We start from the raw sequence: 21,733 nt of genomic DNA on the forward strand, positions 1-21,733 counted from the left end.
TGGAGCGTCTGACTTATTGCTGCGATATTTTTGAGACGGGCAATGATTCTTACCGGATGAAACACCGCTCATAGGGTGGCTCAATTTTAGACCACAACTGTGGCTCAGTTTTGGAATGGAATTGACATCAGCCCTGCCCGCACCGGCTCAAGATGTGCCGACTGCTGAAACATCAGCAGATTCGCCATCAACGGTTATGCCGCCTGCACCTGCCTTACCGAAAATAAATCGGGTTCGCTATAATTGATGTGGATTTCAAAGCCATTGAAGCCGTCTGAACATATTTTTCAGACGGCTTCAATGGTTCTGAATACCGTGAAACGGTAAAAAGATATAGTAAAACGGCACAAGGCGGTGCAGCCCTACCCGCTTCCGGCTTCAAAGAGGAGCACCGCCGAAACGGCTTCGGCTTGCAGCGTAGTTGATCCGCAGCAGGCTGCCCCACCGCAGGCAGCAAATGGTGCAGCAAAGCCCCCCCCTGCTGCCCTGATTATTTTAGCGGTATTGGGGGGGGTCTGCTGCCCGCTGTCTTGCTTCGTTTTGTGTTTCACCATATCGATATATGGTATGACGCATATCGGATTCTGAAACTTTTGCAAACCCGCTTAGGCCGTCTGAAAACCCATGCCGGTTTTCAGACGGCTTTTTACCAACCCCGCCTTACCCGGTGTTGCGCAGGCCTTGCGCCACGCCGTTGATGGTGAGATGCACCATTTGCAGCAGATAGGCGTTGTCCGGCTCTTGGCGCAGGCGTTTGAGCAGGGCCACCTGCAAGCCGCCCAGGGCGTTCAGATAAGGAATACGCAAAGCGAGCGAGCGGGCAAGCGTTCGGTTGCCGCTGAGCAGCTCTTCGGTTTGCAGAATATCGAGCAGCGCCCGGCGGCTTTTGAGATATTCGTTTTTAATCTGAGCAAATATTTCGGCGGCACGCGCGGGCGATTCGCTCAGCGAGGCGTAGTTCTCGGCCAGGGTCAAATCGGTTTTGGCCATCACCTGCTCCATATTGGAGAGCATGGCTTGGAAAAAGGGGTTGTTGCGGGCGTGGTGTTGCAAGGCTTTCAGACGGCCTGCGTCTTGACCGCACAGTTCTTCCACCGCGCTGCCGAAACCGTACCACGCGGGCAGCATCAGGCGGTTTTGCGTCCAGGAAAACACCCACGGAATCGCGCGCAAATCTTGAATCCGCGCGAGGGTTTTACGGCTGGCAGGGCGGCTGCCGAGATTGAGGCTGGCGATTTCCCGAATGGGGCTGGTTTGTAGAAAATAGTCGACAAACCCGTCAGCGGTAATCAGAGCGCGGTAATGCTTGAAGGCGCTGTCGGAAAGCACCTGCATCAGCCGGCTGTCGGGATTTTGGCTCTGCGGCAGCAGGCTGGCTTCAAGGGTGGCGGCCACCAGGGTTTCCAGGTTGCGGCGGGCGTTGCCCGCATCAGCATATTTGGCGGTAATCACTTCGCCCTGCTCGGTGATGCGGATTTGGCCGGCCACGCTGTGTTCGGGCTGGGCGAGAATGGCTTGGTAAGAGGGGCCGCCGCCTCGCCCTACGCTGCCGCCGCGTCCGTGAAACAGGCGCATACGCACACCGTAGCGGCCAAACAGTTCCACCAAGCCCAATTCGGCCTGGTAGAGCCCCCACGAGCTGCTCACATAACCGCCGTCTTTGTTGCTGTCGGAATAGCCGAGCATGATTTCCTGAAGATTGCCGCGGCTCTCGAGCAGGCTGCGGTACCACGGCAGGGCAAACATGGTGTCCATCACGTTGCAGGCGTTTTCGAGTGCTTCGATGGTTTCAAACAGCGGCACGATATTGATGCGGCTCTGCGGTTTGCCGTTTTCCTGCAACACCAAGAGGCCGCTTTCCTTCAGCAGCAGCGCCAAAGCCAAAAGATCGCTGGGCTGCTCGCAATTGGAAATGATGCTTTGGCTGACGGCTTTTTCTCCGAATTCGTTTTTGATTTTACGGGCTTCGTGGAACACGGCCAACTCGCTTTGGGTGTGTTCGCTGTAATCCGCATAGGGGCTGTAGAGCGGGCGGCGGTTTTGCAGTTCGCGCAGCAGCACGGTTTGCTTTTCTGTTTCGGTGAGCGCGCGGTAGTTTTCCAAGCCGGCGCGGGCAAACAGCTCGGCCACCACTTCGCTGTGTTTGTCGGCATGTTGGCGCAAATCCAGCGGCATCATATAAAAACCGAACACGGATGCGGTTCGGATCAAGTCGGCCACCCGGGCTTCGGCCAAAAGGCCGCTGCGGTTATCGCGCAGCGATTGCTGTATGGTTTTCAGATCGGCCATAAATTCATCGGCACCGCCATAAGGTTCGAGCAGGCCGAAGTGGCAGCCGAGGGTGAGGCCGAGCCGGCGGCCGCGCGCAATCAGCCGCGCCATCATGTAGGCAATGGCGCGGCGGTAGGGTTCTTCTTCGTGGGCGATTTCGGTGTCGGGGGAGCGTGCCGACAAGGCCAGCACGCCCTCGTTCACGCCGACACGGCGCACCGACAGCGGCAAGTCGTTGTAAAGCTCGCTCAGTTGGCGGCGGTAATAATGAAACACGGTGTCGGCATGGCGGGTGAAGGCATGGCGCAGGGTGTCGGCAGAAACAAAGGGATTGCCGTCGCGGTCGCCGCCTATCCAGCCGCCGATTTGCAGAATATCGGGCACTCTGATACCCGGATAGGCCGTCTGAAAGGTTTTTTCTATGCTGCGGTAAAGCTTGGGAAGGGCCTGGAAAAAACTGAGCGGAAAAATCGATACGCCGTTATTGACTTCGTTTTTAACGGTGATTTTGAAGTGGCGGGTTTCGCTGGTCTGCCATAAGGCCAACAGGGTTGCGTCCAGCTCGCTCTGCAATTCTTCCAACGCTTCGGCGCTGTTGCAGTATTCTCGCCTGGGCAGCAGGGCACTGATGCGGCGGTGAAAATTCAAGGTGGCCTGCCGCTGCACCTCGGTGGGGTGGGCGGTGAGCACGGCGGCGATATAGGTGTTGTCGAGCTGGCGCTGAACGGTTTGCAGATCGATTTGGTGTTCGCGCAGTTTGTTTACGGTATCGGCCACGCTGCCGGCGGCAGCACGGCTGCCGGCCTGCTCGTGCGCCAAACGGCGGCGCTCGTGGTGTACGTCTTCAGCGATATTGAGCATTTGCGCAAACAGGCCGCAGGCCAAAATCAGGTTTTGGGTTTGCCGCTCGTTGAGCTGCGGCAGCACTGCTTCGATAACGGCACTGCTGTCTTCACAGTCGGCCAGAGTTTTTACAGCATTGAGTACGATTTCGGTGGTTTCGCTGTGCAGCAGCCTGAACAACGCTTGGGTAAGAAATTCGGCATCTGCGGCCAGCGGAGCATCTTTGGGATTATTCAGAATGTGGAGGCGCATAAGGTTTCTTTCTTAACATTATTAATACAACTCATTGTATATCAAGGCATAACAAGAAACCATCATAGTTGGCGATGTAGTGGTATGTAATTTGATGTAAGTGGGCGGCCGCCGGGGCTGTCGGGGGTCAGGCCGTCTGAAAATAATTTATTCGCCAAACCATAGCTCCGACTCTGAAAATCCATTAGAATAAACTGCTGTGCCGTTGTGTTCAGGGAAACCTAACGGTTTAATTTAAAACACATTCAGGAAACGACTATGATTGATTTATCCCATTTCAACGAAAACAACGAAGCCCATATGGTCGATATCGGCGAAAAAGCCCCCACCAAACGCGTGGCACGTGCCAGCGGCTATATCAATATGACCCCTGATGCCGTCAAATATATTGCAGACGGCTCTGCCAACAAGGGGGATGTGCTCGGTATTGCCCGCGTGGCTGCTATCCAGGCTGCCAAGCAAACCGGTTTTCTGATTCCGCTGTGCCACCCTGTTGCCCTCACCCATGTGCGCGTGGATTTCGATGTCGATGTGCAGCTTGCCCGCGTCAAAGCCGTGGTGGCCGCCAGCACAGAGGGCAAAACCGGCGTGGAAATGGAAGCCTTAACCGGCGTCAACATTGCGCTGCTCACCATTTACGATATGCTCAAAGCCGTGGATAAAAACATGGTTATTTCACAAATCCACCTTGAAGAGAAAACCGGCGGCAAGAGCGGCACGTTCACCTTTGACAACAGCCTCGAAAACCTCAACTATTAACCCCCGCTACCCATCATATATAATATGGATGACCGCGACCTTTTACGTTACAGCCGCCACATACTGCTCGAAGAAATCGGTATCGAAGGCCAGCAGAAGCTGCTTGATGCCTCGGCATTAGTGGTGGGCTGCGGCGGTTTGGGCGCGGCCGTTCTGCCTTATCTGGCCGCTGCCGGCGTGGGCCGTCTGATTATCGCCGATGGCGATGCTGTCGATGAAACCAATCTGCAACGGCAAACCGCGTTTTCTGAAGCCGATATCGGCAACAGCAAAGCCCAAGCCATGAAAGGCCGTCTGAACGCCATCAACAGCCGCACTCAGATCACCGCTTTAAATGAGCACCTGACCGAATCCCGCCTGCACGATTTGATGCAGTATTGCGATATTGCCATCGACTGCAGCGATAACTTCCCCACCCGCGTGTCTATCAACCGTGCAGCCGTTGCCACCCGCACACCGCTGGTCTCCGGTGCGGCCGCGCGCTTTGAAGGCCAGCTTGCCGTTTACCGCCCCGACCTGCCCGACACGCCCTGTTACGCCTGTCTGTTTGAGGGCAGCGGGGCAAACGATGGAGCCTGCGCCGTATTCGGCGTATTCGCCCCGCTGGTCGGCATTATCGGCACAAGCCAGGCAGCAGAAGCGCTGAAAATATTAACCGGTGCCGGCAGCAGCCGTTACGGCATACTGCATCTCTATGATGCGTTAAACAACGAATGGCAGCAGATAACGTTCACCCGTAACCCGCAATGCCGCGTTTGCGGCTCTCCGCATTCATTGCGGCCTGCCGGAAAAACGATGCCGCTTATCCAACAATCAAACCGGCAGTAAAATCCACTTGCCAACCAAAATTAAAATATCAATTTGTTTTACAAGGAAATTTAATATTCACAAATTCTTCTATACTGAGAAAACCATTTTCTTGTCGCATAAAAACAACTATTCCCTACCCGATTTATTATCCGACATGCTTGCCATAAAATAAATTTTTAATTTTAAATTAATAAGTTAATTCATTTATTTCAAATAAAAACCGTTAATCCGGCCATCTGAAACTACAACCCGAAAATATTAACTGGAAAAATTATTTCATTTTTTGAAAATAATTGTTGGTATAAATACGTTTGTCTTGATAATATACCGTTCATCGGAAAGCAAACCGATTATCTGAAATTAATTCCGCCTATCCGAAACCGCAACAAACTTTTCAAGGGGCAAACATCATGAATACCATCGCTATCGATATCCAACCGCAATGCCGTTTTTCCTGCTTTGCCGCAAACGATCAGCAGTGTGTGCACCAGCCTGAAAACATTGTGCCCGAATTAAACCGCCAGGCACGTTTCGCCCAAAAGCGTGTTTTAGTGGAAAACACTTCAACCGCCAAAGAAACCCTGTGCGCCAGCTTGTGCCGAGGACGGGAGCGCGCGGCGCACAATCTCTTCACATTCAGCCTCGAAAACCATTTTCCTGATGCTGCAGACTGCCGCGGCATCCATCTGCTCAAAGGTCTTCCCTGCCCCGCCGACTACGACCACGCCATCGAAGCCGAAGGCGACAAAGCTGCCGGTGTCTGCTTTCACGACAACAAGGAAAGCCGCAGCACCGGCCTGATCGAATGGCTCTATGCCCAAAACGCCCAAACCATTATTCTCGGCGGTTTGGCAACCGAACACGCCGTTTTGGAAACCGCGCAGCATTTGGCTTGGTATAACGACAATTGGCACGTTATCGTCAATCTTTCCGCCTGCCGTGGCTACACACCCGAGGGTACGCTTAAAGCCGTTTCCGCCCTGCGTCAGGCCGGCATTACCGTGGTAACCGACACAGACGATATTCCCGCAGCCATCGCTGCCGGCGCACCTTTGTGGATGAGCAAGGTTTCTTAAGGCAGAATCCGGTTGGGCGGCTTATTTATATTTTGCAAACATCTTAAATAAGCAGGGCGCATCATGCTGAATTTTATCCGAGAATATGCAGATATCCCTGCCCGTTTGAAAGTTTCTCCAGCTTAAATTTATCCGAATCTCTCTGCAGACACTCCCATCTGTAAGAGCACTTTTCAGGCCGTCTTTTCAGACGGCCTCTTTTTATACCGAGCCGGTTTTATTCCATCACATCAACTCAAAACTGCATTGTTTTCCAAACAAACCCGTTTAAAAATAATTGATTCAACATGGTTTCAGACGGCCTGAAACGGCGCATCTCCACCCCTATGCCTGATGCGGCAAAGCCCTATTTCACCGCCATTAAAATTTTTAATGGATTCCACCATAATTTTGAGTTTTACAGCAATTTTAAAAATTACTACATTCGCCTACATAAGAAAAAACAACACAAAAGGAGCACCATAAATGAATATGCATGCTGCCGGCCTGCGGTTCCGCCGGGCCGTTCAAACCGAAAATCCTTTAGCCGTTGCCGGCTGCATCAACGCCTATTTCGCCCGCCTTGCCGCCCACAGCGGCTTCAAAGCCATTTACCTTTCCGGTGGCGGCGTAGCAGCCTGCTCGTGCGATATTCCCAATTTGGGCATTGCCTCCATATGAAGATGTGTTGATTGACGCCCGCCGCATCACCGACAATGTCGACACCCCCTATTAGTGGGCATCGATGCAGGCTGGGGCGGCGCTTTCAACATCGCCCGCACCATCCGCAACTTCGAGCGTGCCGGCGTGGCGGTCGTGCATATCGAAGACCAAGTGGCCCAGAAACGCTGCAGCCACCGCCCCAATAAAGCCATCGTGCCGCAAAACGAAATGACCGACCGCATCAAAGCCGCCGTAGATGCCCGCATTGATGAAAACTTCGTGATTATGGCGCGCACCGATGCGCTGGCGGTAGAAGGCTTGGAGGCAGCCATCGAGCGCGCCCGAGCCTTCGTGGAGGCCGGTGCCGACATGATTTTCCCCGAAGCCGTAACCGGGCTGAGCATGTATCGAAAATTTGCCGAAGCCGTGAGCGTGCCGGTGCTGGCCAACATCACCGAATTCGGTGCCACACCGCTCTACACCCGGCAAGAGCTGGCCGAAAACGGCGTAAACTCGCACTCTATCCCCTCTCCGCTTTCCGCGCCGCCAGCAAAGCCGCGCTGAATGTTTACCAAGCGATTATGAGCGAAGGAACCCAAGCCAACGTAATCGGCACCATGCAAACCCGTGCCGAACTCTACGAACACCCCAACTACCACGATTTCGAGCAAAAATTAGACGCTTTGTTCAGCAAATAACAACTGCCGGCAAAAAAGCCTTTCAGACGGCCTTGCATTGCAGGATCGGCCATCTGAAAAAACACCAAACCACAAAAAAGGAGAATCCGAATGACTACCGAAGCCCCCGCTTTCAAACCCAAAAATCCGTAGCCCTCTCAGGCGTGGCTGCGGGCAACACCGCACTGTGTACCGTAGGCCGCAGCGGCAACGACCTGAGCTACCGGGGTTACGACATTCTCGACTTGGCAAAACACTGCGAATTTGAAGAAGTTGCCCACCTTCTGATTCACGGCCTATCTGCCCAACAAATTCGAACTGGCCGCCTACAAGATCCCTGCGCGGCCTGCCCTTGCGCGTGATTCAAGTGCTCGAGAGCCTGCCCGCCCACACCCCACCCGATGGACATTTTACGCACCGGCGTATCCATGCTCGGCTGCGTACATCCCGAGCGCGAAAGCCAACCCGCCAGCGAAGCGCGCGACATCGCCGACAAATTAATCGCCTGCCTGGGCAGCATGCTGCTTTATTGGTATCAATTTTCACACAACGGCAAGCGCATCAAAGTAGAAAGCAAAGAAGACAGCATCGGCGGCCACTTCCTGCACCTGCTGCACGGCAAACGCCCCGGCAAGTCCCATGTGAAAACCATGCACATTTCACTGATTCTCTATGCCGAGCACGAATTTAACACTTCCACCTTTACCTCGCGCGTGATTGCCGGCACAGGCTCCGACATTTATTCGTGTATCACCGGTGCCATCGGCGCACTCAAAGGCCCCAAACACGGCGGAGCCAACGAAGTGGCCTACGACATCCAAAAACGCTACCGCAACGCCGATGAAGCCGAGGCCGACATCCGCGAACGCATCGGCCGCAAAGAAATCGTTATCGGCTTCGGCCACCCCGTTTACACCCTATCCGACCCGCGCAACGTGGTGATTAAAGGAGTGGCGCGCGACCTGAGTGCCGAAACCGGCGACATGCGCCTGTTTGACATCGCCGAACGTTTGGAAACCCTGATGTGGAACGAGAAAAAAATGTTTCCCAACCTCGACTGGTTCTCCACCGTTTCCTACCAAAAACTCGGCGTACCCACCGCCATGTTCACCCCGCTGTTTATGATTTCGCGCACCACCGGCTGGAGTGCGCACATTTTGGAGCAACGCCAAGACGGCAAAATCATCCGCCCCGGCGCCAACTACACCGGCCCCGACGATTTACCGTTTATCCCGATGGAAGAACGCTGACCCCGGCTATCGCGTATATAACAGCGTGAAAAATTTTCAGACGGCCCGATAACACCAACCGGCCGTCTGAATTTTTGATAGAGCGAACCCACTTTATTTCCAGCACAAAGCTGCAGGCCGCCAAACTATACAGATCGTACAAAACCAATTTTACCGTTTCATCGGCTTACCCAACTGCTCCTTTGACTAAACAGTTCCCTAAAACCAAGGCACCGCAACGCAGCAATAGAGCAAGCCGATTTACGATATGTAAAACCTTTTGGCAGCGGGTCTACGCCATCAAACACCCATATTATTTGCTGTTGCGCGGTATTTCCTCTCAGCTGTCGTTTCCTGTGGGCAAAAAATACCCGAATCATGCTGGAATATGGCTGCAGGTGCGATAAAAAGGGGCCGGTCTGAAAGGTTGGCACTGTTCTTTCAGACGGCCGGCAGTATTCGATATTGCTTCCAATGTCTGTATCCCTTCGTGCTGTGCCGGCTCTGCTGCCGTCAATACCGAATCAGCCCGCATCCGGCGGCAAGTTCGGCAGCTTGGGCTACCCCCTGTTTGCTTTAGGCTGTTTGAGCAGACATACTTTCAGATGCACTCAACGTGCCGCAGGGATAACTTCTGTGTCGAACCCGCAGGCCGTCTGAAAGGACGGGTTCCTGCTTTCAGACGGCTTGATTTTTTATAAAATATTGAAGTGTAAAAATATTTTTGGTGCAAAATATTGCAGGGCCGTCTGAAATGTCCGTCTCGGCCTTTCCGTTACAGCCGGGCCAGCCGCTCTACCGATGGGGCGTAATAATATGCCCCTGATACGGCGGCGGTAACGTGTTTGAGCAGCAGATCGGTTTTTCCGTCTGTTTCGCCAAACATGCTTAAAAGCTGGGCTTCGATGTTGTGCAGCGAGCCGCAATAGGCGATAAACATCAGTCCGTGTTCGCCGGAGGCGGTGCCGAAAGGCAGGCTGCGGCGCACGATTTTTAAGCCTATGCCGTTTTCTTTCAGGTTTACACGCCCGAGATGTGAATCAGGCAGAAGTATGTCTTTGCTGAATTCTTCATCGGTTTGCTTGGTGCGGCCGACTGCGGCTTCTTGATCGGCCAGCGGCACCCGGTTCCATTTTTTCAGGTCGTGGCGGTATTTTTGCAGCAGTACGTAACTGCCGCCGGTGTCCGGCCTGCCTTCGGCAATGGTGCCGATCCGGCTGATCTCATCGGGTTCGTGGGGGTTTTCGGTGCCGTCTACAAAACCGTCAAGGCCTCTGTTTTCAATCCAGCGGAAGCCGTGGGTTTCGTCTGCCACTTTGATGCTGCTGCCGAAAATATCCAGCAATGCCATTGCCAGTGTGAAATTAACATCGGGGCGCAGTGATTGGATATGGAACATGATGTCGTGCTGGGTGGCAGGTGCCAGGCCGTTGCCTAACGGGCGGAACGGTTTGATTTCGCAACCTTCGTCTGTATGGCCGAATGCTGCCCATGCTCCGCTGCCGAACGCAATGGTTAAACCCAGCACGGCATCGGGATATCGTTGCTGTAGCTCGGTCAAAGCCTCGAGGCTTTGCGCACAGGCGGTTTTAATGTGCCCGAGGCTGCCGGCAACGATGTCGGCCTCAATGAAAACGGCAGCTTTGCTGCTTTCGGGGATAATGGCACTTTGCGGCTGGTTCATGGCTGGGTGTTCCTTTGAATAATGTTTTTTCAGACGGCCTCTCTATGCGGAAAGAGCCGTTAAAATCCAATGGCGTATTATAACAAATTCTGCCGTTGCTTTTCTTTACTTTCATGTGCGTTTTCTATTGAATCGGTATGTTAGAATCCGCCGCCGTTATTTGCCGGGATGTTTTATGCGCAGTGTGATTTTTGTTGCCGTGCTGCTGTTGATGCAGCTGTTTACGTTCGGTTTGGGGCGGTCGCTGCAATGGCTGCTTGTGCCCGTTATTGGTGCGCATGGCCGGCACCGGCTGATGGCCGCTGCATTTTTGGTAACCAATTCGCTGATTGCCGGCCTGCTGTTGCAGTTGGGCCATGCCGTTTTCCGCTGGACGGCGCTGTGGATGGTGGTAATGCTGTTTGTGATGTATGCGGCGCTGGCCACGTTTCTGCTCTATTTGGTGTTGCGCCGTTTTATGCCGCAAAAACCGATGTCGCGCAGCCTGCGGCTGTTTGCGCCGCTGTTTGTGGCCGGCCTGTTCGGTATTGCGCTGTATAACGCTTACACGCCTGTTGTCCGCCATGCCGAAATCCGCATCGGCAAAAAACTCGGGCAGCCGCTGCGCATCGGTATGGCCAGCGATATGCATTTGGGCATCTTGTTCGGCGCCAAACGCTTAGACGAGCTGGCCGCCATTATGAACCGTGAAAAAGTCGATATTATCCTGCTGCCGGGTGATTTGATGGACGATAACGTTGCTGCCTACCGTGCTGAAAATATGCGCCCCAGCCTTGAAAAACTGCGCGCACCGTTGGGCGTGTATGCCACCTTGGGCAACCACGACCTGTTCGGCCACGAGCGGGAAATCTACGAAGAAGTAACTCGGGCGGGCATACGCGTTCTCGCCAATGAAAGCGTGGTGGCCGGTAAGGCCGGTAACCGCCTGCTGGTGGTGGGCCGTAACGATGATTTGGACGAAAACCGCCCCACCACCGCCCAATTGCTGCAAAATCAAAACACTGCTCTGCCCGTTTTGCTGCTCGACCACCGCCCCACTGATATTGAAATTCACGCCAAACTTCCGGTGGACGTGCAGGTGTCGGGGCACGTACACAACGGTCAGATTGCCCCCGCCAATCTGATTGTGTACTTTCTCAACCGCCTCTCCTACGGCTACGAGCAAATCGGCAACGGCCATTTCTTCGTTACTTCCGGCTACGGCTTTTGGGGTGTGCCGCTGCGTTTGGGGTCGCAGTCGGAAGTGTGGATTATCGATGTAAAAGGGCGGCCTTAGCCGGAGCCGGCAATCAGCTTTCCGGTGCGATACCGCACCCTTGCCGTGCAGCCCTTTCTTTCAGGTGCAGCTGCTATAATATCGGATATGGATAACCCTCTGCTGTGGCGGCACCGCCTGCCCGACAACATCTCACCCGGAACTCCCGAAGCCGCCTTCATGCAGGCGCAGTCGCTCACCGCCGCCCTGCGCGGTTTAAACGCCGTTTTTTCCGTGCACCTGCTGCACTTGGGAAACAGCGGTTTCGACCCTCTTTTTTCAGACGGCCTGATCAATAGTGGAACGCAAAACTGGTTTGCCCGCGATGTGTTGCTGTGTTTAAACGGCAAACCCGTTGTGTGGGCGCGCAGCCTGTGCCGCCAAACATCGGCCAACTGGCGCAGCCTGCTGGATTGCGGCACGCGCCCGCTCGGCGAGCGGCTGTTTGACGGATCGCTGCCGCTCACCCGCTCGCCGTTTGAATATACTGCCCTGCCGCCCCGTTATCCGCTGGCGGGTTTCGATGGTTATGCCGTGGCGGCGCGCCGCTCGCTGTTTCGCTGGCAGGGTGAAACACTCGGCCTGGCCGAATGCTTTCTGCCCGCGCTGCAAAGTTTTGTTCAGCCCGCTGATGGGCAGGATACAATTAGACTATAATCACATTATTAAAGATGCAGGCCGTTTGGAAACAAGCGGCCTGCATCGGCTGAACAACTGATAATTAAAGCCAATACCACACATGAACATTAAACGGTTGCTCCTGAAATTTCTGCCCCGCTATGTGGTCGGCAGACTGGTTATTTACAGCAGGCTGATGCGCATCGAAAAGCCCATCGGCACCCTGCTGCTGCTGTGGCCGACTTTTTGGGCATTGTGGATTGCCTCAAAAGGCATACCCGATTTCACAATTCTGCTGGCGTTTGCCGCCGGCACTTTTCTGATGCGCAGCGCAGGCTGCGTGGTCAATGATTTTGCCGACCGCCATATCGACGGCGCCGTAGCGCGCACCAAAATGCGGCCTTTCGCACGCGGCCTGGTCTCTGCCGAAGAAGCCATATTGCTGGCGCTGATACTCTGCCTGACGGCCGCCCTGTGCCTGCTGCCGCTCAACCGCTTAACCTGGCTGATGAGCCTGCCCGCGCTGTTTTTGGCGGTGAGCTACCCCTTCACCAAACGCTTTTTCCCGTTGCCGCAGTTTTACCTGGGGCTGGCGTTTTCGTTCGGCATACCGATGGCATTTGCCGCTGTAACTGACACCGTGCCGCCGCTGGCCTGGCTGCTGTTTACCGCCAACGTATTGTGGACGCTGGCCTACGACACCATCTACGCCATGGCCGATAAAGAAGACGACCTCAAACTCGGTATCCGCACTTCGGCTATCACCTTCGGCAGCAACGATGTATCCGCCATTATGTTGTGCCATTTTTGGTTCAGCGCCCTGATGGCGGTGTTGGGTTGGCAAATCGGTGCAACCTGGCCTTTTTGGATAGTGCTGCCGCTCACGGTTTACTGGCAGTTTCAGCAATACCGCCAAATCCAAACCCGCGACCGCTGGGTGTGTTTCCGCACCTTTTTAGAAAACAACCGCATCGGTTTGGCTTGGTTTTTAGGCATCGCCGGGCATTATCTTTGGCTGTCGCTTTATTCTCCGGCCGTCTGAAACAAGCCGGCACGAAATGTGAAACAGCGTGAACCTGCTCCATTTTCGATACACGGCAAACTCAGACAGTACAGATAATACGGAACCGGCTCTATTGCCGCTTGGTGTTCGGGCAGCTTCACCAAACCGTTCTCTTTGTGTTGAGACGCAGTAATGCCGCAGCGGAAACGAAGCAGGTTCACAATAGCGCACCACTTCCCGAGGCCGTCTGAAAAAATCTTGCTTCTTCCGAATCTACCCGTCTGCCTTGCGCAACGCTTGAGTGCCGACTAGAATCAACCGCTCTGCCCGCTTTGGGTTATGCGCCGGAAAACCATGAGAACACGCTCCCTGAGAACACGCATTGCGTTTTGATTTCCCGCCCTTCGGTGTACAAACCATACCGTGTAAGATTTCTTTCCAAGGCATACCGATATGTTACCCCACCCCGTTTATAATTTTTCTGCCGGCCCCGCCGTGCTGCCCGATGCGGTGCTGCGTACCGCACAAAATGAAATGCTCGATTACAACGGCACCGGCTTTCCCGTGATGAGCATGAGCCACCGCTCCGATGTGTTTATGAGCATTCTCCACCATGCCGATCAGGATTTACGCACGCTGCTGGATATTCCCCGCAACTATAAAATTCTGTTTATGCAGGGCGGTGCCAGCTCGCAGTTCAACATGGTGGTGATGAATTTCGCCAACGGATTCAGACGGGTAGATTCAGTAGTAACCGGCAATTGGTCATCAGTGGCCCACAAACAGATGGGCAAACTCTCCGATGTCGAAATCCATCTGGCGGCCGACGGCAAGGCTTACAACTATCTCGACCTGCCGCCCGCCAATACTTGGCATACCAGCCGGCACTCGGCTTTTGTGCACTTTGCGAGCAACGAAACCGTAAACGGCCTGCAATACGGCACTCTACCCGAACCGGGCGCAGATATGCCGCCGTTGGTCTGCGATATGTCGAGCGATATTTTGTCGCGCCGCATCAACGTGCGCAACTTCGGCGTGATTTATGCCGGCGCACAGAAAAACATTGGCCCGGCGGGCGCCACCGTGGTGATTATCCGCGAAGATCTACTCGAACGCTGCTGTAAGCGTGTGCCCGATGTGTGGAACTATCAGGCCCATGTCGGCCGCCAAGGTATGCACAACACCCCTGCTACTTATCCCATCTATATTGCAGGCTTAGTGTTCCGCTGGCTGCTGGCGCAAGGCGGCGTGGCTCAGATGGAAACGGTGAACGCGCTGAAAGCCGCCAAACTCTACGCTGCCATCGACAGCAGCGGCGGCTTCTACATCAACAATATCCGGCCGGATGCCCGCTCAAAAATGAATGTCGTATTCAGCACGCCAAGCCCCGAACTCGACCATTGCTTCGTGCAAAAAGCCGGCAATGCCGGCCTGAAAATGCTGCAGGGCTATCAATCCGTGGGCGGCATGCGTGCCAGCCTCTACAATGCCATGCCCCTGCAAGGCGTAGAAACACTGATTGGCTTTATGCACGATTTCCAACGCCGCTACGGCTGATTCAATATTCGACAGATTCAAGCCGGGACTCTTGAAAAATACCTGAAGGCCGTCTGAAAGGCCTAAATACCGACATGCCCACATAGGCAGGAATCCGAATGCTCAGCATCTAAGCTTTGTTTCACCGACACTTCAATATTACCCCTCTGGCTCTCACCTGCGCGGAAACAACGGCAAAAAACTTCTTAATGATATTTTTGAATGCTGAAAAATATCAGGCCGCCTGAAACAGATTTTTAGACGGCCTGATACAATTTGTGGGCCACACCCACTGCTGCCTTTAACGCAAATGCGGCAGCATACTTAAAATGGCAGACAACGCTGCTTCGCCCAGCCTCAACGAGCGCTGGCCGTTCCAGCCGAAATCGTCATCAGGAAGGTTATGGTTGTCTTTAAACGGCATCTCCAGCGTATAAGCCAGGCATTTGAACTGTTCGCCCACCCAAGCGGTAGCCATCGTCATATCAGCCTGGCCGGACGCATCTTTCGCATAACCGTGTTCGTCTTGAAAGTCGGGGCTGGCAGCAGAAAATGCGTTTTTGAAGTGGGTTTCCAAATCAATGATGCGGTCGTTATACGAGGGTATGCCTTCTGTACCTGCAACAAACACGAAAGGTATATTTTCATCACCATGAATATCTAAAAACAAATCCACTCCGGTTTCGAGCATTTTTTTACGCACATAATAAACCTCAGGGCTGCGCGCAACAGTCGGATTCTGCCATTCTCGGTTAAGGTCGGCACCGGCGGCGTTGGTGCGCAAATTACCGTGCACGGAGCCATCCGGATTCATATTGGGCACAATATAGAATGTGGCCTGATCCAGCAGCACACGGGCAGTTGGATCCTGCGGGTCAAGCAGGCGCGCGAGCAGGCCTTCTGCAAACCATGCGGCCATGGTTTCGCCGGGGTGCTGGCGGGCAATAATCCATATTTTAAAATCGCTGGCAGCTTGATTACCAATGGTGAGCAGGTTGATGTCGCGGCCTTCAACAGTGCTGCCTAAATCGTCTATCTGGCACAACCCGCTGCCCTGCGCATCGCCGAGCAGATTCAAGTGCTGTTCGTAAGAATACGGCTCGAAATAGGCGTAATACACACTATTGGTCAGCGGCGTATGCTCGATAACCAACACACCGTTCTCGTAACGGGTGGGTACGCGGAACCAATTTTGACGATCATAAGAAGCTAGAGCCTGATAATCCTTCCAGCCGTCCGGATAAGCTGAAGCTGCAGCATTTTCAAAGCGCATCACACAATTCCGATAAGCCGCACCCTGCAGACGGAAATAAAACCATTGGGCAAAATCGGAAGCATTGTCGGGACGCAATTTCAGGCGGATGTCGGCAGGGTTTTGCGCGTCTATTACCGTTACTGCGCCAGCATCAAATCGGGTGCTGATTTTCATGTGAATTCCTATTTAAGCCTGGTAAGGATTTGAAGCAGTTATTTTAAACCGGTTTCCCCTGCGTGTCTTTATAAAGAAGCAACAAGGCCGTCTGAAAATATTGCACTGCTCCCACAAAAAACTTGGACAAGTTAAGCATATGTTTCAAAAATACTTTTCAAGCTGAGTTCTGCAACCGACAGGAATAGGCTTTTTTAAGTTTAGCCTAATCCACTCATCATTATGATAAGTATGTAATCATCTATACAGCTGCCGGTTCCACCACCGTCAACGTACCTTCCCCATAGAAGTTTTGTGTTTTCAATGTACTTAAAGAAACGCTCCGACCAGAATGCAGCAGCGGGATTTTACCTTTCAGACGGCCAAATGACTGAACCGGCATTTGCTCTACCTATCTTAGCGTTTTGACTTGTGGCTTAAAGAAGGCGATAAGTACCATTTGCCTTCTGTGCATTTTTAAACTCCGCAATATCGGTCAGCCACTTATCTGTCAATAAATTCACGATTAAGAATATTGTCCGAAATTTACCCTATTGCCTGCGGACGGAGGCTTTTTTGTTGCGGACTTTAGTTTTCAATCCCAATAAACCCATAATGCGCCACACTTTACTTTTTATTCCACGCCAATACGGTAGTAACCCACCAATGGCCGCAGGGTCTTTATAGCGAGCATAAACTTCGGCAACGGCAGCTTTATCCTACGCATCAGGATCAGGGATAATAAAAGCTGTTTTGGACAGGATGGCGCTGTGCAATAGATATAGTTTGGTGGGCATTACCCTCTACATTTGGACGGTTTGGCGGCGTTCTTTTGCTTTTCTCTGGGAGCTTTCATGTGCTTTAGGCAGTTTGTTTTCGGCCCCTGCAACACACAGTTCTCCAATCGGTTCCTCCTGGTTTTTTCGTGGTCGGGATTGGCTACAAAAAAGGGAACACTCCTTCATAGGACAGCCTACGGGTTTTGAAGTGCGGCTAGAGGGCCGATATCCAACGATACAGGCGTATGCGTGAGATGTTGAAGTGCTATACGGTACACTGTTGGCTGCGCACCGGGTAACAGGGGTATATTGAGATATAAGAGAACTGCACCTTAATGGGTTGGAAAGTGTCCAACTTTTGGGGCGCAGTTCATATTTTCAAACGGTCTGAGGTTTGCTGCCAAATAAAATCAAACAGCGGCCTACTGTTTTCTCAAACCCAAAACGTCCTGCATATCAAACAAGCCGTTTGGACGGGCGGCCAGCCATACCGCTGCACGCACGGCGCCGGCGGCAAAAGTCATGCGGCTGGAGGCTTTGTGGGTGATTTCCACCCGCTCGCCGTCAGCCGCAAACAAGGCGGTGTGGTCGCCGACAATGTCGCCGCCGCGCACGGTGGCAAAGCCGATGGTTTGCGGATCGCGTTCGCCTGTGTGCCCTTGCCGGCCGTAAACGGCGCATTGCTTCAAATCGCGGCCGAGTGCGCCGGCAATCACTTCGCCCATGCGCAGCGCTGTGCCGCTGGGGGCATCGACTTTATGGCGGTGGTGTGCTTCGATGATTTCGATATCGTAGCCTTCGTTTAATACGCGGGCTACGGTGTCGAGGATATGGAATGTGAGATTGACCCCCACGCTGTAATTAGCGGCAAACACGATGGCGGTTTTTTCGGCGGCCGTCTGAATGGCGGCTTTGCCTGCTTCATCGAAGCCTGTGGTGCCGATCACCATTTTTACGCCGGTTGCGGAGCATTGCTCCAAATAGGCCAGCGTGGATTCGGGGCGGGTGAAGTCTATCAGCACATCACTGGCGGCCAATACTGCACCGGCATCGCTGCTGATAACTACGCCGGTTTTGAGGCCGTCTGCATGGCCTGCGTCCAAACCCAAGGCCGGCGAACCGGCGCGCTCGAGTGCGCCGCTCAATATGGCTTCGGGGTGGCGGCTGACGGCCTCCACCAATACCCGCCCCATGCGCCCGCCGGCTCCGGCAACGGCAATTCTTAATGCAGTCATGTTTTTATCCTGAGTTTATTGGGCATCGGGCCTGAACACGGGCTGTGGCTGCGGCTGCACTTCGGCACTCTGCCCGGCTTGAAGCTGCTGCACGGCATATTCGATGGCATTGCCTTCGGCGCGCGCCAATCGGTCGTTATTGAAGTAGAGGGTTAGTGTCCGCTGTTCGGAAATCACGCCGTTGCGAGCGATGTTGAACGTGTAGTCCCAACGGTCGGCATGAAACGGGTCGCGCAAAAGCGGTGTACCCAGCAGCAGCTGCACCTGTTCGCGGCTCATGCCGGATTGCAGCGATGCCACGGCGCGGGCATCGAGCTCATTGCCCTGCACCACTTTCAGTTTGTAAGAAGGAAAATGCGATACGCGCTCGGAAGAGCAGGCCGCCAGCCCCAGCAGGACGGCAATGGCCGGACACAAAATTTTATTCACAAGTTTTACCTTTCATCAAACAGCCTGTCCGGGCTCGGATATAGTTGGTGATCAATGCGCCCGAAAGGTTCGGGCCATTAAAAACCTTTATTGTCAAATAGTGGGCAAAGCCGCTAAAAATGCGTATTATAACGATAATTACACCACAAGGGTATGAGAGCATTATGGAAAACAATTTCAACAATATCGCCCAATTGAAAGACAACGGCCTGAAAGTAACCGGCCCGCGCCTGAAAATTCTGGATTTATTCGAAACACACGCCGAAGAACATCTGAGCGCCGAAGATGTTTACCGTATTTTGCTCGATGAAGGCATCGAAATCGGTGTGGCCACCATTTACCGTGTGCTGACCCAATTTGAGCAGGCGGGCATTCTGCTGCGCCACCATTTTGAAACCGGCAAAGCGGTTTACGAGCTGAACCAGGGCGACCACCACGACCATATCGTGTGTGTCAAATGCGGCAGGGTAACCGAGTTCCACAACGAAGAAATCGAACGCCTGCAAGACAGAATCGCCGAAGAAAACGGCTATCAAGTGGTGGATCACGCTTTGTATATGTATGGCGTGTGCAGCCCGTGCCAGCAAAAAAGCAAACGCTGATTGCGCCTGCCCTGCCCCGGTTTTCAGACGGCCTGAATCATCACTCAGGCCGTCTGAAATGTTTCAGCGTACGGTTTATGGTTTATCACGATTTATGGTCGGTACAAAATCTGCCCGACAGTAGGTTTTCCGCTTCCCTTCCATCCACCTATCGTGAATCCGCTTTATTTTCCCTGCCAAACAGCCGCAGACAATACGGAGAGTATGAAGCCGATTCTGCTGCCGCCCGGGCATTCCACCAAACCGTTCTCTTTAAAGCTGCGGCGCAGTACCGCCGCAACGGAAATAAAACGGGTTACGATACAGGCAGCCCGCCCAAACACAGCTTTTTTGAAATGGACATTCCGATTTTACCGCCGCACGGCTGCCGTTTTCCCGACCCTGCCCGCGCCGTTGCCGAGCGCGGCGGGCTGGTGGCAGTGGGCGGCAGTTTGAGCCCCGAGCGTCTGCTGGCCGCGTATCCGCAAGGGATTTTTCCGTGGTATGGCGAAGGGCAGCCCGTCTGCTGGTTTGCCCTTTCCCCGCGCACCGTGCTGTTTCCCGCTAAAATCCATATCGGCCGTTCGCTGCAAAAACACCTGCGCAACAAACCCTATGCCGTTACGGCAAACCGCAATTTTTCCGCCGTTATCGCCGCCTGCGCCGCCACCCCGCGCACGGGGCAGAGCGGCACTTGGATCACCGCCGGTATGCAGCAGGCCTACACCAAGCTGCACCAAATGGGATACGCGCATTCGTTTGAATGTTGGTATCCCGATGAAACCGGCCGTCTGAAACTGGCCGGCGGGCTTTACGGCGTGCAGATCGGGCGCGCGTTTTTCGGCGAATCGATGTTTGCCGTGCAGGCCGATGCCTCCAAAACCGCCTTCGCCCTCGCCGTCCCCTATCTGGCACAACGCGGCATCGGATTAATCGACTGCCAGCAAAACACCGCCCACTTGGCCCGCTTCGGCTCCGAACAGATGGATTTTGCAGACTTCCAAACCGCCCTGCGGCGGCTGGCCGCACAACCGCTTACACACCCGGTAGGCAGCGGCGTACTGACTGCCAACCGCATAGGCTGATTCTGTGAAAAATTGATCAAGGCCGTCTGAAAACACGCGGCTGCTTTTTAGGTTAAAATACGCTCTTTTAATTTATCTAGGCCGTCTGAAAGCCTTTTCACCACAGGAAAACAAAATGTCTTTACAAAACATCATCGAAACTGCGTTTGAAAACCGTGCCGCCATCACCCCCGCCGGCGTTGCCCCCGAAGTGAAGCAGGCCGTTGAAGAAACCCTCAGCCTGCTCGACAACGGCGCGCTGCGCGTGGCCGAACGCTTGGGCACGGGCCGGTGGAAAGTAAACGAATGGGCGAAAAAAGCCGTGCTGCTTTCTTTCCGCATTGCCGACAACCAGGTGCACAACGACGGCGTAAACAAATATTTCGACAAAGTGCCAACCAAATTCGCTGATTGGGATGAAGAAGCATTCAAAGCCGCCGGTTTCCGCGCAGTGCCCGGTGCCGTTGCCCGCCGTGGCAGCTTTGTGGCGAAAAACGTGGTGTTGATGCCCTCTTATGTAAACATCGGTGCTTATGTCGATGAAGGCACGATGGTCGATACCTGGGCCACGGTCGGCTCGTGCGCCCAAATCGGCAAAAATGTGCATTTGTCGGGCGGCGTGGGCATCGGCGGCGTGCTCGAGCCTTTGCAGGCCACGCCCACCATCATCGAAGACAACTGCTTTATCGGCGCACGCAGCGAAATCGTGGAAGGCGTGATTGTGGAAGAAGGCAGTGTGATTTCAATGGGCGTGTATATCGGCCAGTCCACCAAAATCTATGACCGCGAAACCGGCGAAATCCACTATGGCCGCGTACCCGCCGGCTCGGTGGTGGTGTCGGGCAGCCTGCCCGCTGCCGATGGCAGATACAGCCTTTACTGTGCCGTTATCGTGAAAAAAGTAGATGCGCAAACGCGCGCCAAAACCAGCGTAAACGAACTGCTGCGCGGCGTTTAACCCCACTCTTGCCAATCTTTGCCAAAAGCAGAGATACAGTGGAACCCCTTTATTTCCGTTACGGCACTGCCCCACCCTACTGTTTGCAGCTTGCCGGGTGCCGGAAATGAAGGGGTATGTTCTAACCGAAAATCGGAAAAATGGCCGTTGTGATTTTTTTCGGAACAGACTGCGGAGCCGCTCAAATCCTAGCGTTTCTTGTTGAGATTTTTCTTGTTGAGATTGATTAGCACAATAGGCAGCGGAAAAGGCAACTTAACAAACCGTCCTGTTAAGCAGCAAACCGTAATGATGTGCGGCGCATCGTCCGAAATACGCGAAACCCGCGCCATGAAAACAGCGGCGTGCGCGGGGAAGCCGGTTGGCACGCCGGGCAGACGATAGGGAATCCACTTTAAAATCAGTATAAAACAAGGGGCTGAAGTAGATTAGCCCTAAACACCACACCAAAGCCGCAAAGTTTTTAACTGCTGCTTTGGTGTCCCGAAGTTAAAACGAAACTCACATTCTTTCAAGAACAGAGGAAAAGATTTTCGGTCGATTCCGTTGTATTTGCGCAAGACACGTTTCGCCTGATTCCAAAAATTCTCAATGCCGTTGATATGGTTGTGTCGGTCGGCAAAC

Annotated in this window: 14 protein-coding genes and 4 pseudogenes; 12 read left to right on the top strand and 6 right to left on the bottom strand. The window is 53.7% G+C overall.

Going from position 1 to position 21,733, the window contains the following annotated elements:
* Positions 1 to 660: 660 nt before the first annotated feature.
* A complete protein-coding gene (gene ppc, locus IR141_RS09295; protein WP_135036370.1) occupies positions 661 to 3,366 on the bottom strand; it encodes a phosphoenolpyruvate carboxylase in 2,706 nt (901 codons plus the stop codon).
* Positions 3,367 to 3,624: 258 nt separating this feature from the next.
* Between ppc and moaC the strand changes: the two genes are divergently transcribed.
* The 5 genes and pseudogenes from moaC to prpC all read left to right on the top strand — a co-directional run bounded on the left by moaC (position 3,625) and on the right by prpC (position 8,580).
* Positions 3,625 to 4,125: a cyclic pyranopterin monophosphate synthase MoaC gene (moaC, locus tag IR141_RS09300; protein WP_135036373.1), complete on the top strand. Its 501-nt coding sequence runs from the start codon at positions 3,625 to 3,627 to the stop codon at positions 4,123 to 4,125.
* A 24-nt stretch (positions 4,126 to 4,149) separates the two neighbouring features.
* Complete coding sequence (locus IR141_RS09305) at positions 4,150 to 4,953, top strand: HesA/MoeB/ThiF family protein (protein WP_135036377.1); 804 nt, start codon at positions 4,150 to 4,152, stop codon at positions 4,951 to 4,953.
* A 392-nt stretch (positions 4,954 to 5,345) separates the two neighbouring features.
* Entirely contained in the window at positions 5,346 to 6,011 is a 666-nt protein-coding gene (locus IR141_RS09310) for an isochorismatase family protein (protein ID WP_135036380.1), read from the top strand.
* A 465-nt stretch (positions 6,012 to 6,476) separates the two neighbouring features.
* A pseudogene (gene prpB / locus IR141_RS09315) lies at positions 6,477 to 7,351 on the top strand (methylisocitrate lyase).
* Between the two features lie 143 nt (positions 7,352 to 7,494).
* Positions 7,495 to 8,580, top strand: a pseudogene (prpC, locus tag IR141_RS09320) (2-methylcitrate synthase).
* Positions 8,581 to 9,334: 754 nt separating this feature from the next.
* Here prpC and IR141_RS09325 read toward each other — a convergent pair.
* Positions 9,335 to 10,243 (bottom strand): Dyp-type peroxidase, encoded by a 909-nt coding sequence (locus IR141_RS09325; RefSeq protein WP_135036383.1) that lies wholly within the window; start codon positions 10,241 to 10,243, stop codon positions 9,335 to 9,337.
* Positions 10,244 to 10,418: 175 nt separating this feature from the next.
* Here IR141_RS09325 and IR141_RS09330 point away from each other — a divergent pair, with 175 nt between their 5' ends.
* The 4 genes from IR141_RS09330 to serC all read left to right on the top strand — a co-directional run bounded on the left by IR141_RS09330 (position 10,419) and on the right by serC (position 14,676).
* The gene (locus IR141_RS09330; protein WP_135036386.1) at positions 10,419 to 11,519 is read left to right on the top strand and encodes a metallophosphoesterase; all 1,101 of its coding nucleotides are present in this window, start codon (positions 10,419 to 10,421) and stop codon (positions 11,517 to 11,519) included.
* Positions 11,520 to 11,606: 87 nt separating this feature from the next.
* Positions 11,607 to 12,155 carry a chorismate lyase gene (locus tag IR141_RS09335; protein WP_135036389.1) on the top strand — a complete coding sequence of 183 codons (549 nt, stop codon included), beginning with the start codon at positions 11,607 to 11,609 and terminating at the stop codon, positions 12,153 to 12,155.
* 82 nt (positions 12,156 to 12,237) lie between these two features.
* Positions 12,238 to 13,158 carry a 4-hydroxybenzoate octaprenyltransferase gene (gene ubiA, locus IR141_RS09340; protein ID WP_135036392.1) on the top strand — a complete coding sequence of 307 codons (921 nt, stop codon included), beginning with the start codon at positions 12,238 to 12,240 and terminating at the stop codon, positions 13,156 to 13,158.
* Between the two features lie 414 nt (positions 13,159 to 13,572).
* Positions 13,573 to 14,676 (top strand): phosphoserine transaminase, encoded by a 1,104-nt coding sequence (serC, locus tag IR141_RS09345; RefSeq protein WP_135036395.1) that lies wholly within the window; start codon positions 13,573 to 13,575, stop codon positions 14,674 to 14,676.
* A gap of 280 nt (positions 14,677 to 14,956) precedes the next feature.
* On the opposite strand, the gene IR141_RS09350 is transcribed toward serC, so the two are convergent.
* From IR141_RS09350 to IR141_RS09360, 3 genes are all read right to left on the bottom strand, one after another.
* On the bottom strand, positions 14,957 to 16,084 hold the full coding sequence (locus tag IR141_RS09350) for a M14-type cytosolic carboxypeptidase (protein WP_135036398.1): 1,128 nt from the start codon (positions 16,082 to 16,084) through the stop codon (positions 14,957 to 14,959).
* A gap of 1,180 nt (positions 16,085 to 17,264) precedes the next feature.
* The gene (gene dapB / locus IR141_RS09355; protein ID WP_135036401.1) at positions 17,265 to 18,077 is read right to left on the bottom strand and encodes a 4-hydroxy-tetrahydrodipicolinate reductase; all 813 of its coding nucleotides are present in this window, start codon (positions 18,075 to 18,077) and stop codon (positions 17,265 to 17,267) included.
* A 15-nt stretch (positions 18,078 to 18,092) separates the two neighbouring features.
* Positions 18,093 to 18,506 (bottom strand): outer membrane protein assembly factor BamE, encoded by a 414-nt coding sequence (locus tag IR141_RS09360; protein ID WP_135036404.1) that lies wholly within the window; start codon positions 18,504 to 18,506, stop codon positions 18,093 to 18,095.
* Between the two features lie 100 nt (positions 18,507 to 18,606).
* Here IR141_RS09360 and fur point away from each other — a divergent pair.
* From fur to dapD, 3 genes and pseudogenes are all read left to right on the top strand, one after another.
* A pseudogene (gene fur / locus IR141_RS09365) lies at positions 18,607 to 19,108 on the top strand (ferric iron uptake transcriptional regulator).
* Positions 19,109 to 19,443: 335 nt separating this feature from the next.
* The gene (gene aat, locus IR141_RS09370; protein WP_135036413.1) at positions 19,444 to 20,172 is read left to right on the top strand and encodes a leucyl/phenylalanyl-tRNA--protein transferase; all 729 of its coding nucleotides are present in this window, start codon (positions 19,444 to 19,446) and stop codon (positions 20,170 to 20,172) included.
* Positions 20,173 to 20,287: 115 nt separating this feature from the next.
* Complete coding sequence (dapD, locus tag IR141_RS09375) at positions 20,288 to 21,109, top strand: 2,3,4,5-tetrahydropyridine-2,6-dicarboxylate N-succinyltransferase (protein ID WP_135036407.1); 822 nt, start codon at positions 20,288 to 20,290, stop codon at positions 21,107 to 21,109.
* Between the two features lie 434 nt (positions 21,110 to 21,543).
* Here the strand turns inward: dapD and IR141_RS09380 are convergent.
* Positions 21,544 to 21,733: pseudogene (locus IR141_RS09380) on the bottom strand (IS1595 family transposase); the annotation flags it as partial.

The sequence above is a fragment of the Neisseria sp. 19428wB4_WF04 genome (assembly GCF_015235335.1).
In the GTDB taxonomy this organism is placed as follows: domain Bacteria; phylum Pseudomonadota; class Gammaproteobacteria; order Burkholderiales; family Neisseriaceae; genus Neisseria; species Neisseria musculi.